We start from the raw sequence: 14,547 nt of genomic DNA, 5'->3' as shown, positions 1-14,547 counted from the left end.
AAAACAACGCATGCGATGTGTTTCAGGCTTCGCCTTCTCCCAGCCAGCTCGCCGCCACTCCCTGCCGAATCGAGTTCGCTTTACTGCGCACCGCCAGTTCGCCTCCGGTTGCTCTCCACCCCGCTTCGCAGCGACGCAGTTACCTTCGACTACGGGGCCTTGGCTTACCCCGACATGGACTCTCACCATGCTGTGTACGCGCCTTCACGGGCGCACTGGGAGCCCCGCCCCCGGGGCGATTGGTTTTTTCCCGTTGTGGGAGCCCCGCCCCCGGGGCGATTCTTGGTGGTCCACAAAGCCTATCGCGACGAGGGCGTCGCTCCTACAAGGACATGCCCCTGCATTTGTAGACCCGGGGATGCCCCTGCATTTGTGAACCCGGTGATGCCCTTGCATTTGTGGACCCCGGGGATTGATGCCCATGGCCATTTTGTAGGAGCCCCGCCCCCGGGGCGATTCTTGGTGGTCCGCAACGCTTATCGCGACGGGGGCGTCGCTCCTACAAACACCCCCCCTGAGCGATGTGGATCAAACCCAGATGGCATCCCAATGTGGGTAGAGGCCTACACGCGGCACCAAACCTGCACGGACGGGATTGGCAACCACATACCGAGCCAAAGCGGGCAGGTCCTCCTCTTTGCGAACGGCATGGTCGTGAAATCCTTTTTGCCAGACAGGACTTCCAAGCTGCCTGGCGCTGATGGATTTGACACCCGACATGCATTTCGACAAATCGTTGTTTGGCCCCAGTTGCATGAGCCAATGCAAGTGGTCAGGCATGACCACAAACGCCAAGGTGTCGGCGTGCTGCAACTGCTGGGCTTGTTGAAGGCAATGAATCACGCAACGAGCGGCCTGGAAATCTGCAAACACCGGCTGTCGATCCACCGTGACCGTTGTGAGCAAATAGATTTGCCCCGTCAGCGTGTACCGACCTGTCCGCAAGTTGCTCGAACGTGGCTTGTTATCCATCTTGCACCTCACTGTTTTTTTAAATTATTGGAGTGGGGGTGTAGGGCATGCAAGTGGCGTTTGAATCATTAGTTCATGAATTTGTAAAAGTTTGTTCATTAACCGGGCGCGGCACACACGGTTGCGATCTGTTGTGTGTCTTTTGTGGGAGCCCCGCCCTCGGGGCGATTCTTGGTGGTCTGCAAGGCTTTTCGCGACGGGGGCGTCGCTCCTACAGGGACATTGCCCTGCCTTTTGTGGGAGCCCCGCCCTCGGGGCGATTCTTGGTGGTCTGCAAGGCTTTTCGCGACGGGGGCGTCGCTCCTACAGGGGGAATGCCCTGCGTTTTGTGGGAGCCCCGCCCTCGGGGCGATGGTTTTTTCCCCTTGTGGGAGCCCCGCCCTCGGGGCGATTCTTGGTGGTCTGCGGGGCTTATCGCGACGGGGGCGTCGCTCCTACAGGGACATTGCCCTGCCTTTTGTAGGAGCCCTGCCCTCGGGGCGATGGTTTTTTGCACCTTGTGGGAGCTCCGCCCTCGGGGCGATTCTTGGTGGTTTGCGGGGCTTTTCGCGACGGGGGCGTCGCTCCTACAGGGACATTGCCCTGCCATTTGTAGGAGCCCCGCCCTCGGGGCGATGGGTGGTGGTCTGCGAGGATTATCGCTACGAGGGCGTCGCTCCTACAGGGACATTGCCCTGCCATTTGTGGGAGCCCTGCCCTCGGGGCGATGGTTTTTTGCCCCTTGTGGGAGCCCCGCCCTCGGGGCGATTCTTGGTGGTCTGCAAGGCTTTTCGCGACGAGGGCGTCGCTCCCACAGGGACATTGCCCTGCCTTTTGTGGGAGCCCCGCCCTCGGGGCGATTCTTAATGGTCTGTGGGGCTTATCGCGACGGGGGCGTCGCTCCTACAGGGGGGCAAGGCGTTGAGGGGTCAGCGGGCGCGCATGGCTTTGAGGATTTTTTGGCCGCCGCGGCCGTTGGGTTCCATGCCCAGACGTTGTTGTTCGGCGCGGATGGCCTCGCGGGATTTGTCGCCCAACATGCCGTCGACCGGGCCGATGTCGTGACCGCGCATCGCCAGCAGGCCTTGCAGCTCGCGCCGCTCGGCGCGTGACAGGCCGGCGTCGTCGGTTGGCCAGGGCGTGACGAAGGGGCCTGCACCGCGCAGGCGGTCGCTCAGGTGGGCAATGGCCAGGCCGTAGCTTTCGGCCGCGTTGTAGCTGTAGAGCGCGTCGAAGTTGCGGGTGACCAAAAACGCTGGGCCGTTGGGCCCCGCCAATGTGAGCAAGCCGACAGAGCCCAAACTGGCAGGCAAGGCTGAGCCGTCTACCCGGCGCACGCCCCGCGCCGCCCAGTCGCCCACTGGGCGTTTGCTGCGGCGGCCCTCTCCCGCCAATGAGATGCCAGCGGGCAGCTTCACTTCGATACCCCAGGGCAAGCCACTTTGCCAGCCCGCACGGGCCAAAAAGTTGGCGGTCGATCCGAGCGCGTCTACGCTGCTGTCCATCAGGTCGGCGCGGCCGTCGCCGTCAAAGTCCACCGCCAAGCGTTCGAAGGTGCTGGGCATGAACTGGGTGTGGCCGAACGCCCCCGCCCAGGAACCGACCAGACGCTCGGGCGCGATGTGGCCAGCCTGCAAGATGCGCAGTGCCGCAAAAAACTCACCCCGAAAATAGCTTTGCCGCCGCCCGTGACAAGACAGTGTGCCCAGCGCCTGAACCAGCGGGTATTTGCCGAAGGTCTGGCCAAAATTGCTTTCGACACCCCAAACCGCGACGACCGTTGCGACATCCACACCAAAGCGTTGCTCGGCTTTTTCGAGCGCTTGTCGGTGCTCGCTCAGGCGGGCAACACCGTCGGCCACCCGCTCTTCGTCGACCAAGGCCGACATGTAGTCCCATATGGCGGTGCGAAATTCGGGCTGAAAGTTGAGTTTGTCGATGACGCTGAAGTCGGCTTGCAAGCCCGTGGTGTGGCGCGACCAGGTGGCGTCGCTCACTTTGCCGCTGCGAGCAGCTGGGCGCAACTCGGCCATGCAGGCCGATAAATCGGTGTTTTGTGCCCAAGCACTGGGGGCCAACCAAGCGCTGACCAGCAACGCAGTCATGCCGGCCAACCGCAGCATGGCCTGGGGACTTGACGTGGATGGAGGTGTTGTCATGTTGAAAATTCCCTGAAGTTTTGTAGGCGTCTGAATGCGCGGCTGCCAATGTACAGCGTCATGCAAATGAACGGTCATAGGCTTGAGCTTGAGGGAGATTTGTAAATTTGAATTACGTTTTCTTTGATGTAAATTTCTTGTTTTGAATTTAGTAATGTGAATTTCAATTTATTTATTTAAAACGTAAATTTCATTTACAAACTCAGATTTACATTTTTTGTGAAAGCAAATGGCATCGAGAACCCGAACAAAGAATGGGGATCTGACCCCAATTTTTGCAAAATGCAGGGCGCTTCCCTTGTAGGAGCGACGCCCTCGTCGCGATCAAGCCTGGCAGACCACCAACCATCGCCCCGGGGGCGGGGCTCGCACAAATGCCAGCTAGCGCCACGCAACGAGGTTTTTTTAGGGGGTAGGACCTTCGCCGTACAACCAAGGCACATCCATCACCCGCTCGCCCATGAAGCGCATGGACAGGTTGCGGCCGATGGCTTCGAGGCCTCGGGCGTGGAAGATTTGGCCGTTGCGCACGGCTCGCGCTTGCACGCGGGCATTGCGTTCCCAGCGCTGTTCGGCATAGGCCTGAAGTTGCTCTTGCACCGTTTGGCCTTCTGTGCTGAGGCATTGCGCCACCACATGAGCGTCTTCGATGGCCATGCCTGCGCCTTGTGCCAGATAGGGCAGCATGGCGTGGGCCGCGTCGCCCAGCAGGGCCACGCGGCCTTGGACCATTTCGCTTGCGGAGCTTAGGGGGGGGCTGTTGTGCAGCGCCCACTTGCGCCAGGCGGGCACCGAGGCCAATCGTTCGTGCAAATCACGGCCCACTTTGCCCATGGACTGCATCAGTTCCCGGGTGTCTGCGTCCTGGTCCCAATTTTGAAATTGCTCTGGCTTGTCACCGTGCACGATGGCCACCAGATTGAGCGATTCACCGCCGCGCACCGGGTAATGCACCACATGCAGGCGGTGCCCCATCCACACGGTGACTTGGTCGCTGCGCAGGTGCGCAGGCAAATCGGCCTGCGACACCATGGCCCGGTAAGCCAGATGCCCAGAAAAACTGGGTCGGTCAGTGACCAGCATTTGGCGACGCAAGACGCTCCACAAACCATCGGCAGCGATGAGGGCGCTGGCGTAAATGGACTGGGGCCCATCGGTTTGCACGTACACCCTTTCGGGCTTTTCGTACCAGCCTCGGATGTTCTGGCCCAACCACAAGCCGACGCCGTCGACTTGAGCCCCTTTGTGCAGCACACGGTGCAAGTCGGCCCGGTGCACGGTGACGTAAGGCGCGCCGTACAAGGTTTCAGCCCGTCCCGCCAGTGGCAAGGTGCCCAGTACCTTGCCGCTTCGGGCATCACGCGCTTGCAATTGCTTGGGGTAAGCGGCCACCTTCGCCAGAGCGTCGCCCAGACCCCAGGCCTGCAAAATGCGCGTCACATTGGGCCCCAGCTGGATGCCCGCCCCCACATGTGAGTATTGCGGGGTTCTCTCGATCAGCTGTATAGCCATGCCTTTTTGGATGCATGCAATGGCAGTGGCCAGTCCGCCAATGCCGCCGCCTACCACCACGAGCTTTTCACGATCAATTATTGACATGGGTTAATTTTTTCTTGGGCTTGAAGCGGAGTACCTGCTTGCGAAGCCGTTGTGGATGCATTCTTGTCATGGCTCCATTGTGCCTTGAGCTTGAAGTGCTCAAAAAATCGAGCAATTGAAAACCATGACCACGATCAGCTCTCTTGAAGTTTGATGGCCTGTGAGTTCGCAACAAGCACGCAAACACCATGGCGGGGTTCAAAACGCCGGCCTTCTGTAGGGAAACGGGGTGATCACATCAGCCACGCCCATCACGCCCCCATCAGCACCGGCAGGCCTTGCACGGCCGAAAAGTCACGATCATGTGTGACCAAGGCCGCCGCGCCGATGTCGAGCGCCGAGGCCAGTTGCACCGCATCGGGCAATTTGAGGCGGTACTCCACACGCAACTGGGCCGCCAGACTGGCCACGGCAGGCGTCATGGGCACAACTTGGTATTGGTTCAAGGCGTTTTCGTAGCGTTTGGCCAAGGCCGTTTGGCCTGCCTTGAAGGGTCCGGTCAGCACTTCGGCCAAAGTGATGGTGCTCAGGGCCAACTGAATGTGGCCCCGTTCAGCGGCCTCAAACAGGCCCACAAAACGGGGGGCGAATTCGGCATGGTCTTCGAGCAGGTAAATCCAGGGCGCGGTGTCCACCAGCACGGTGGCCCCCTCACTCAGACCGCACCAAAGCGACGCCGATGGACGGACGCGGGTGGCCATTGCTCAAACCCATTCATCGCGCAGCTGCGACACAGCCGAGGCCGCACCCTCAGGCCACAGGCCGCGACCGGAACCCCGCAAGGCCAGCACACCACCCTGCTTGAGCGAACGGATCTGTTGATCGCGCCACTGCTCGACTGGCACCACCACCGCCACCGGCTTGCCGTGGCGCGTGATCACGCTGCTGTAACCCGCCACCGCCTCTGAGGCGATGAGTGGCAGCTGCGCCCGGGCTTGTTCGAGTCCGTATTGCGGGGTGTCTGACATGGCCAACTCCTTGATTTATGTACAGACTGTACAGAAATAACACATGCCTTGTCAAACGCCCCATTGGGCCGTGCCTGCCTTTTGTAGGAGCTCCGTCCCCGGGGCGATGGGTGGTGGTCTGCGAGGCTTTTCGCGACGAGGGCGTCGCTCCTACAGGGGACAATGCACCGCATTTTGTGGGAGCCCCGCCCCCGGGGCGATTCTTGGTGGTCTGCGAGGCTTTTCGCGACGAGGGCGTCGCTCCTACAGGGGAATGCTTGCTCACTGTAGGTGCCCTGACCTCAGGGAGCCCCTGCTTTCAGCGCCCATTCAAAGGATAAGACGGGTCGTTGTAACCCGGCGTGGATGGATGGCCTGGGGTCACCAAGCTGTTGACCAGGGCTTCGTCTTCGGCGGTGATGCTCACCTCCAAAGCGCCTGCGTAGTCTTGCCACTGCGCCAGCGTGCGGGGCCCGGCAATGACCGCGCTCACATGGCGGTTGGCCAGCACCCAGGCGGTGGCAAAGTGCGTCAGCGACACACCTTTGGCCTCGCAATGCTGACGCAGCGTTTGCGCAATGTGCAGCGACTCTTCGCGGAACTCGGTCTCCAAAATGCGCTTGTCACCCCGAGCAGCGCGGCTGCCTTCGGCGGGTGTTTGGCCGGGCGCATATTTGCCTGTAAGCACGCCGCGTGCAATCGGGCTGTAGGGCACCACGCCCAGACCGTAATGCCCGCAGGCCTCCAGAATTTCCACCTCGGGCAAGCGGTTGAGCAGGTTGTAATAAGGCTGGCACACCACAGGGCCGGGCATGTTCATCTGGCGGGCCATGTTGACCATCTCGGCAATGCGCCAGCCCCGGAAATTGGACACGCCCCAATAGCGGATCTTGCCGTCGCGCAGCAAGGCTTCGATGGCCCGCAAGGGCTCTTCGAGGTTCATGCCGTTGTAGTCGCGGTGCAGGTAATAGATGTCCAGGTGATCGGTGTGCAGCCGACGCAAGCTGTCTTCGCAGGCCCGCAGCATCCAGCTGCGCGAATAACGGCTTTCGTTGGGCAAGGACGACATGGCATTGCCCACCTTGCTGGCCAAGACCCAGCGATGGCGTTGACCCTTGAGCACTTGGCCGACGATCTCTTCGGATTTGCCCAGCGTGTAGACGTCGGCGGTGTCGATGAAGTTGCAGCCTTTTTCTTGCGCATCGGCCACGATGGATCTCGCGTCTTCGAGCGGGGTCTGGTCACCGAACATCATGGTGCCCAGGCAAAGGCGAGAGACTGTCAATGGGCTCTTGCCCAGGGTGGTGGTTTTCATGGTGGGGTCCTTGGCAGAGGGAGTCGGATGTGAAAGGCTAAACCGAATGCATGGCGGATGCTGTCACCTGTGCAGAGTGTTGTGGCATGTTTTTGTGGGACAGGGGCCTGCATGATTTTGTGGGAGCCCTGCCCTCGGGGCGATGGGTTGTGGTCTGCGAGGCTTATCGCGATTTTGTGGGAGCCCCGCCCTCGGGGCGATGGGTTGTGGTCTGCGAGGCTTATCGCGACGGGGGCGTCGCTCCTATAGGGGACATTGCTCTGCATTTTGTGGGAGCCCTGCCCTCGGGGCGATGGGTTGTGGTGTGCGAGGCTTATCGCGACGAGGGCGTCGCTCCTACAGGGGACATTGGCGTGCATTTTGTGGGACAGGGGCCTGCATGATTTTGTGGGAGCCCTGCCCTTGGGGCGATGGGTTGTGGTGAGCGAGGCTTATCGCGACGAGGGCGTCGCTCCTACAAAATCGCGACGGGGGCGTCGCTCCTACAAAAACGGGGCGGGGGTGTTGCTCCTGCGGGGGGCGGTAAAAGGCTTACGCCAAGCTGTCTCTGCTGGGACATGGAAGGCCATCGTGAAGAAATTAGGATGTGGAATCGGTGAATTCATGCGGTGTCGATTTGAGATGTCGAGCGACATCCATCCCGTTCATCGTGTGCGCAGTCGATTTTCTTCATCCAATTATCAGGAGACAAAACAATGAGTCGCAAGAACCTTGTCATGAAACTTTCGCGTGTGGTTGCATCGTTGGGCTTGATGTATGCAGCATCGGGCACGGCCTTGGCCCAAGAGACATTTCGCGTGGGCATTGTGAGTTTTTTATCCGGTCAAGCCGCCGACAGTTTTGGCATTCCCGCCGTCAATGGTGCAAAAGTTCTGGTCGACGCCTTCAACAATGGTCAGGCACCTGCGCCCTTCAACAAAAAGGGTTTTGGCGGCATGAAGTTTGAAGCCGTGTATGTCGACGAAGCAGGCGGTGCGACCAAACAAGTTCAAGAGCTGCGCAATTTGTATGACCGCGAAAAGGTCGATGCGGTCGTGGGCTATGTGGGTTCTGGGGACTGCTTGGCTGTGGCACCTGTGGCCGAAGAGATGAAGAAGTTTCTGATTTTGTACGACTGCGGAACCCCCCGGATTTTTGAAGAAAAGTCCTACAACTACGTCTTCAGAACCGCGGCCCACGCCACCATGGACAACGTGTCCTTGGGACGGTATCTGAAAGCGAAAAACATCAAGGTCGACAACATCAATTACATCAACCAGGACTACGCCTGGGGACATGATTCATTGAAGGATTTTCAGCTGACCGCAGAGCAGTTGTTTCCTGATTCCAAAACCCAGCAAGACTTGCGCCCCAAGTTCGGCGCCGGTCAATATGGCACCGAGATCTCATCACTTTTGTCCAAGCCTGCCAGCATCACACACTCCAGTTTGTGGGGTGGTGATTTGCAGTCTTTCATTTTGCAGGCAGCACCTCGCGGCGTGATGCGCCGTTCGCAGCTGATCCTTTCTGCGGGTGACCACGTTCTGCCGGGCTTGGGCGACAAAATGCCCGACGGTGTGATTTTGGGTGCTCGTGGTGCGTATGGCCTGATGTCGCCAGACACGGCGCTCAACCGTTGGTGGTTCAAACTGTACGAAGACAAGTACAACACCATCCCCGTGCAAGCGCCCTACCGCATGGTGCAGGCTTTGCTGGGCCTGAAACTGGCCACAGAAAAAGCCATGGAAGCCAACGGTGGCAAAAAGCCCAACCACGAGCAGTTGGCCGCCGCCATGAAGGGCTTGAGCTGGGAATCGCCTGCGGGCACGATCCGAATGGTCAACGGCAATGGTCACCAGGCCATTCAAGAAACCGCGATCGGTCGGACCAAGTACAACCCCGCCAAAAAACGGGTGGACATTGTGGACATCCTTCGCTTTCCCGCCGAATGCGTGAACCCGCCTTCGAACATGAGTTCAGAAGAGTGGATCAAGAGCGGCTTCAAAGGTGCCAAGTGCTGAGCTGAATCAGCTCACTCGCCCCTGCTTCATTTTTTGAATGCGGCAGGGGCGCTGGCCACGTCACATTTGCGCAGGTCAGCCCCATGGGGCTTGACCCTGCTCGACCCTGAAGTTCTTTAATCTGGTGGAAATTGACCGATGCTCGCACTGACGATTCTTTTTGACGGCATCATTTACGCCTCATGGCTGTTCATCGTTGCCTTGGGTCTGACCTTGGTTTTTGGTGTTCTCAAAATCCTGAACATTGCCCATGGCAGCTTCTATGCGGTGGGTGCCTACGTGACCGCCTCGTTTGTGGCCTGGTCTGTGGCTTGGGGACTGTCGCCCGCGTGGTCGCTGTTGGCCATGGTGCTTGCGGCATCGGCCGTTGCGCTGATTCTTGCGCCCTTTGTGGAGCGCGTTTTGTTGCGGTCTTTTTATGGCCGTGATGAAGTCTTGCTGGTGCTGGTGACCTATGCACTTTTTCTGATTCTGGAAGATGTAACCAAGCTGATTTGGGGGGCGGTGCCCTATTACGTGACCGAGCCCTACATGCTGTTCGGGGTTCTGGAGATGGGGCCACTTTCTTACGTGGGTTATGACTTCACTTTGATCGCGTTTGCCATCGTTTGTGGCATTGGCGTGTGGTGGGGCCTGAATCGGACTCGGACCGGAAAAATTGTGCTGGCCGTGATTCACAGCAATGAAATTGCGGCGAGCATGGGCATCAATGTGGCACGCGTGTGCACATGGGCCTTTGTCTTTGGTGTGTTCCTGGCCTCACTGGCGGGTGCCATGACAGCCCCCATGATTTCGGTGCAGCCGGGCTTGGCCTCGGGGGTGATCATTGTGTCTTTTGCGGTGGTGATCATCGGTGGATTGGGCAGTATTCAAGGCGCCGCCATTGGGGCCATCATTGTTGGCTTGGCCCGCGCCTTGGCCGTTCACACATGGCCTGCCGCTGAACTGTTCAGCATTTACATCGCGATGGCGATTGTTCTGGTGTTCAAGCCCGAAGGTTTGTTCCAACGGATTCAAGCGAGGAAGATCTGATGCACGCAAGTCTGAGCAAAACAGTGCGCATGGGTGCGCTGTTGGTCGTTGTATTTTTGCTGGCAGGTCTGGTCATGCCCAAGTGGCTGCTGTTCCTGTCCACCATGGCTTTGTCTCACGGCATGGTCTCCCTGGGCATTGTCATTCAAATGCGAAGCGGGGTGGTCTCGTTTGGACAAGGTTTTGTTTTTGCAGCCGGGGGTTACGCCACGGCTTTGGCCGCCAACCACTTGGGCATCACCGATGCGATTTTGATGGTGCTGGTCGGCGGCTTGGCGGCCACACTGTGCGCGCTGCCTTTTGCCCCCTTGCTGTCCCGTTACCGCAGCATCTTTTTTGCCATGCTGACGTTGGCCATTTCGATGGTGCTGTATGGCATCTTGGTCAAAACAGAAAGCCTGGGCGGGTCTGATGGTTTCAACGTCAGCAAGCCAACACTTTTTGGCCAATCCATCTCATCCGAGAACTCCAATTGGGTGCTGTACAACTTGGCGGTCGTTGTGGTGGGTGTGATCGCGACCATGGCCCGCATTTATGCAGACTCTGTCAGGGGTTTGGTGTCCTTGGCGATTCGAGAAAATGAATTGCGCGTCGAGTATTTGGGGGCCTCGGTGTCGCAGTCCATCGCGTCCAATTACCTCATTGCGGCTTTCATGGGCGGTGTAGGTGGTGCACTGACGCTGATGTCTTTGGGCCACATTGAACCGAACTTCAGTTACTGGACCACGTCGGGTGAGTTTGTGTTCGTTGCCATTTTGGCGGGGCACCACAGCATGTTGGCCGTGTTCATCGGCTCATTTTTGGTGGAGGTGGTTCGGTCTTTCTCGAACTTGTATTTCCCCAACACCTGGCAATTGGCCATGGGCCTGTTTTTGCTGGTCGTGATCCGTTTTCTGCCGCGTGGTTTGGGCAGTTTGTGGATGGACCGCCGCCAAAACAAAGGAGATAAGACATGAGCGCCCAACACATGCCCTACATGCTGTCAGCCAAGGGTTTGAAAAAATCATTTGGCGCTGTGACCGCTGCGGACGATGTCAACATCGACATCCCCATCGGCCAGCGTGTGAGTCTGATTGGCAGCAACGGCGCGGGTAAAACCACGTTTGTGAACATGGTGACGGGTTACCTCAAACCCGATGCGGGCCGCATTGAACTGGATGGCAAATCCATCGAGGGTTTGGGGCCGCGCCAGATCACGGGCATGGGCATCGCCCGGTCGTTCCAGATTCCACAGTTGGCCCTGGACATGACGGCCTTGGACAACATGCTGGTGGCTGCGGCTTGCAACGATGGCCATCAGTCATTTTGGCGTCCGGCACACGCTGGCGATCGCATCGCGCGGGCCGAGGCCTTGCTGGAAAAATTTGAGTTGACCGCCCACATTCATCGGCGGGTGGCCGAGTTGCCCGGTGGCGTACGAAAGCTGTTGGACATTGCGATGGCCTTGACCGGGAAACCCAAACTTTTGCTGCTCGACGAGCCCACGAGTGGCGTGTCGGTGGATGAAAAATTCCCGATGATGGACACGATTTCGGCGGCCTTGTCGAGCGAAAAGGTCACGGTCTTGTTTGTGGAGCATGACATGGAAATCGTGACCCATTATTCAGACCGCGTGATCGCTTTTTACAGCGGTCGTGTCATTGCCGACGATGCGCCAGAGTCTGTGCTGAGCAACGTCGAGGTTCAACGCTACGTCACCGGCACCGTCAAACAAGGCCATTAATCATGTTGAAAATTGATTCGGTGAATGTCACCATCCAGTCGGTTCAAGCCCTGCGGGGTTTTTCATTGAACGTTCAGCCTGGCCAAATGGTGGGTCTTGTGGGGCGAAATGGCGCGGGCAAAACGACGCTGCTGCGCACCGTGATGGGCCACCTTCAGCCCACAGCAGGCCATGTTGAATGGGCGGGGGTTCGTCTGAACTCGCAAGCCACCCACACGCGGGCCGCGCTGGGCATTGGCTACATGCCCGAGGACCGTGGGCTTGTGCCTGAGTTGACGGTGGAAGAAAACATCCTGATTCCTGTCTGGGTTTCGGCAACACTGCAGCCCAAAGAACGCTTGGAGATGGTTTACAGCGTGCTGCCCGAATTGCACACCATGAAGGACCGCCGCGCTTTGTTGCTGTCGGGCGGTCAACAAAAATTGGTGGCGCTGGCGCGTGCCCTGGCCGTGGGGACCCGTTTGCTGTTGCTGGACGAGCCTTTTGAAGGCGTTGCACCAGCGCTTTCGCAACGTTTGTCAGATGTGATTTTTGGACTGCGGGGCAAAGACATGACCGTGGTCATCGCCCAGTCTGAACTGAACCATGCGGCCTCGATGCTGGACCAAAAGGTGCTGATTGAACGCGGCTCGAATGCCGTGGCTGTGGCCGACTGAGTGACAACCCCCATGAAAACCGACACCTCTGCTGCACCTTCACCCTGGCTGAGCTGCAACTTGCCGGGCGTGCGTGTTGAGGCCCACTTTGGCGACCGGCTGGTGCGCTCATTTGAGCCCCGAGCACGCCGCATTCACGACTTGCTGGCCCACACGGTCCTGCACCGTGCCGACGATTTGGCTTTGGTGTGCGAATCACAACGCTTGACTTGGCGTGAACTGCATGCCCAAGTTGCCAGCGTGGCCACAGGGTTTCAGCAGGCGGGTATTTTGCCCGGCGACAGGGTCGCCTTGTTTCAGGGCAACAACCCGGCGTTTGTGATCGCTTTTTTGGCCATTCAGCAATTGGGGGCCATTGCGGTGGCGGTGGGCCTGCGGGAGCAGCGAGCGGGCCTGACATGGATTTTGCAGCATTGCGGGGCCAAAGCTTTGGTGTGTGATGCGGACCTGCTGGATCGAGTGCCTGAGCCCGCGCAAACCCCGGATTTGCAATGGATTCTTGTGGCGGGACACTGCCCTGAAGCCTTGCGCAGCGACCGCACCGTGGCTTGGCGTGACTGGCTTGCTTTGCCGCCGTGCGACAGTGTGCATTTGGCCGATGAAGAGGACACGGCCATCATCCTCTACACCTCGGGCACGACGGGACGACCGAAGGGCGCGATGTTGACCCATTTCAATGTGGTGCATTCAGTGCAGCACTATGTCAGTTGCATGGGCTTGGGATGCACGGACAAATCCATGCTCGGGGTGCCGGTGACGCATGTCACTGGCTTGATTGCGAACATGATGTGCATGGTGGCGGTGGGTGGCACCTTGTTGATGCTGCCTGTTTTCAAGGCTGATCATTTCTTGCACATGGCGCAGCAAGAGGGCATGACACACACCTTGATGGTGCCGGCCATGTACAAACTTTTGTTGATGGCCCCGGACTTTGAAACCTTCGATTTATCGGCCTGGCGCATTGGGGGTTTTGGTGGTGCCCCCATGCCCACGTCGACCATTGAAGAGATGGCCCACAAACTCCCCAAGCTGCAGCTTCTGAACGCTTATGGGTCCACGGAAACCACCTCACCGACCACCCTCATGCCCATGGGCCTGGCTCAAGCCCCCCGCGACTCTGTGGGCATGCCCCTGCCCTGCGCTGACGTTTTGGTGATGAACGATGAGGGCCAAGCCCTGCCCGCCGGAGAGGTGGGTGAAATTTGGATATCCGGGCCGATGGTGGTCAAAGGCTATTGGAACGACCCGGCCGCAAGCGCTCGAGAATTCACGTCGGGTTGGTGGCATTCTGGCGACTTGGGCTCACTGGACGCTGAGGGTTATTTGCGCATTTTTGACCGCAAAAAGGACATGCTCAACCGAGGCGGCTACAAGATCTACAGCGTCGAGGTCGAAAACGTGTTGCAGCAAATTCCGGGTGTGTTGGAGGCGGCCATCATCGGACGACCTTGCCCCGTTCTCGGCGAACGGGTTCATGCCGTTGTGCACACGCTGCAAGAAGATTTCAGTTTGCGGGGATTGCAATCGTTTTGCAAAGACCAGCTTGCAGACTACAAAGTCCCCGAAACCCTGGACATCCGCAGGCAAGCGCTGCCGCGAAACACCAACGGAAAAATCATCAAACGTGAATTGCGCGAGGCCCTGAAAGAGGCATAAGGGCGCTGTACATCCGCACGCGTCAACCCCCTAAGTGGAGCCCCGCCCCCGGGGCGATGGGTCGTGGTGTGCGAGGCTTACAGCGATTTTGTAGGAGCCCCGCCCCCGGGGCGATGGGTGGTGGTCTGCGAGGCTTGATATAGATTTTGTGGGAGCCCCGCCCCCGGGGCGATGGGTGGTGGTCTGCGAGGCTTATCGCGACGAGGGCGTCGCTCCTACAGGGGACATTGCCCTGCATTTTGTGGGACAGGGGCCTGCAGGATTTTGATAGGGGTAGGAAAGGCCAAGGCCTCCCCTCCCTCCGAACCGTGCGTGCAGTTTTCCCGCACACGGCTCTCCAGTCAGTGGTTTCCTCATCGGGATTGGCTCGCTTGCATTCGGGCCTGCGTCATGGTGAACAGCCCCAACTGCGCGAAGTACTCGTTTGGCCAGCGTTTGTGATCAACTTGGCTCTTCCCCATCCCCGGGCTCTTTTGCTGCTTGCGCAGCATCGCCCTCAACCTCCTGCG

General features: G+C 58.9%; 12 protein-coding genes. 6 read left to right on the top strand and 6 right to left on the bottom strand.

The features are described from left to right. Nucleotides 1-528 precede the first annotated feature (528 nt). The 6 genes from AMM41_RS21160 to AMM41_RS21135 all read right to left on the bottom strand — a co-directional run bounded on the left by AMM41_RS21160 (nucleotide 529) and on the right by AMM41_RS21135 (nucleotide 6,971). Nucleotides 529-972: an REP-associated tyrosine transposase gene (locus AMM41_RS21160; protein ID WP_089963891.1), complete on the bottom strand. Its 444-nt coding sequence runs from the start codon at nucleotides 970-972 to the stop codon at nucleotides 529-531. Nucleotides 973-1,880: 908 nt separating this feature from the next. Next, complete coding sequence (locus AMM41_RS21155; protein ID WP_368664983.1) at nucleotides 1,881-3,074, bottom strand: lytic murein transglycosylase; 1,194 nt, start codon at nucleotides 3,072-3,074, stop codon at nucleotides 1,881-1,883. Between the two features lie 441 nt (nucleotides 3,075-3,515). Beyond that, complete coding sequence (locus AMM41_RS21150) at nucleotides 3,516-4,709, bottom strand: FAD-dependent monooxygenase (protein WP_089963887.1); 1,194 nt, start codon at nucleotides 4,707-4,709, stop codon at nucleotides 3,516-3,518. Between the two features lie 251 nt (nucleotides 4,710-4,960). Beyond that, nucleotides 4,961-5,410, bottom strand: a complete 450-nt coding sequence (locus AMM41_RS21145) for a type II toxin-antitoxin system VapC family toxin (RefSeq protein WP_089963886.1) — start codon at nucleotides 5,408-5,410, stop codon at nucleotides 4,961-4,963. Nucleotides 5,411-5,413: 3 nt separating this feature from the next. Next, nucleotides 5,414-5,677: a type II toxin-antitoxin system Phd/YefM family antitoxin gene (locus AMM41_RS21140; protein WP_089963884.1), complete on the bottom strand. Its 264-nt coding sequence runs from the start codon at nucleotides 5,675-5,677 to the stop codon at nucleotides 5,414-5,416. A 298-nt stretch (nucleotides 5,678-5,975) separates the two neighbouring features. Next, on the bottom strand, nucleotides 5,976-6,971 hold the full coding sequence (locus AMM41_RS21135) for an aldo/keto reductase (protein WP_089963882.1): 996 nt from the start codon (nucleotides 6,969-6,971) through the stop codon (nucleotides 5,976-5,978). A gap of 716 nt (nucleotides 6,972-7,687) precedes the next feature. On the opposite strand from AMM41_RS21135, the gene AMM41_RS21130 reads away from it, so the two are divergent. From AMM41_RS21130 to AMM41_RS21105, 6 genes are all read left to right on the top strand, one after another. Continuing rightward, a complete protein-coding gene (locus tag AMM41_RS21130; protein WP_194944925.1) occupies nucleotides 7,688-8,971 on the top strand; it encodes an ABC transporter substrate-binding protein in 1,284 nt (427 codons plus the stop codon). A 138-nt stretch (nucleotides 8,972-9,109) separates the two neighbouring features. After that, a complete protein-coding gene (locus AMM41_RS21125) occupies nucleotides 9,110-10,003 on the top strand; it encodes a branched-chain amino acid ABC transporter permease (RefSeq protein ID WP_089963878.1) in 894 nt (297 codons plus the stop codon). After that, nucleotides 10,003-10,959 (top strand): branched-chain amino acid ABC transporter permease, encoded by a 957-nt coding sequence (locus AMM41_RS21120; protein ID WP_089963877.1) that lies wholly within the window; start codon nucleotides 10,003-10,005, stop codon nucleotides 10,957-10,959. Before AMM41_RS21125 ends, AMM41_RS21120 begins: the two co-directional genes overlap by 1 nt. After that, a complete protein-coding gene (locus AMM41_RS21115; RefSeq protein ID WP_228769393.1) occupies nucleotides 10,956-11,726 on the top strand; it encodes an ABC transporter ATP-binding protein in 771 nt (256 codons plus the stop codon). Before AMM41_RS21120 ends, AMM41_RS21115 begins: the two co-directional genes overlap by 4 nt. A 2-nt stretch (nucleotides 11,727-11,728) precedes the next feature. Beyond that, nucleotides 11,729-12,382 (top strand): ABC transporter ATP-binding protein, encoded by a 654-nt coding sequence (locus AMM41_RS21110; protein WP_089963875.1) that lies wholly within the window; start codon nucleotides 11,729-11,731, stop codon nucleotides 12,380-12,382. Nucleotides 12,383-12,394: 12 nt separating this feature from the next. Then, nucleotides 12,395-14,038 (top strand): class I adenylate-forming enzyme family protein, encoded by a 1,644-nt coding sequence (locus tag AMM41_RS21105; protein ID WP_089963892.1) that lies wholly within the window; start codon nucleotides 12,395-12,397, stop codon nucleotides 14,036-14,038. Nucleotides 14,039-14,547 lie beyond the last annotated feature (509 nt).

It is taken from the genome of Limnohabitans sp. 2KL-3, assembly GCF_001269405.1.
Taxonomy (GTDB): Bacteria; Pseudomonadota; Gammaproteobacteria; order Burkholderiales; family Burkholderiaceae_C; genus Limnohabitans_A.
The sequence above is the reverse complement of the archived record's forward strand: the minus strand, read 5'-3'. Positions and strand labels throughout refer to the sequence as shown.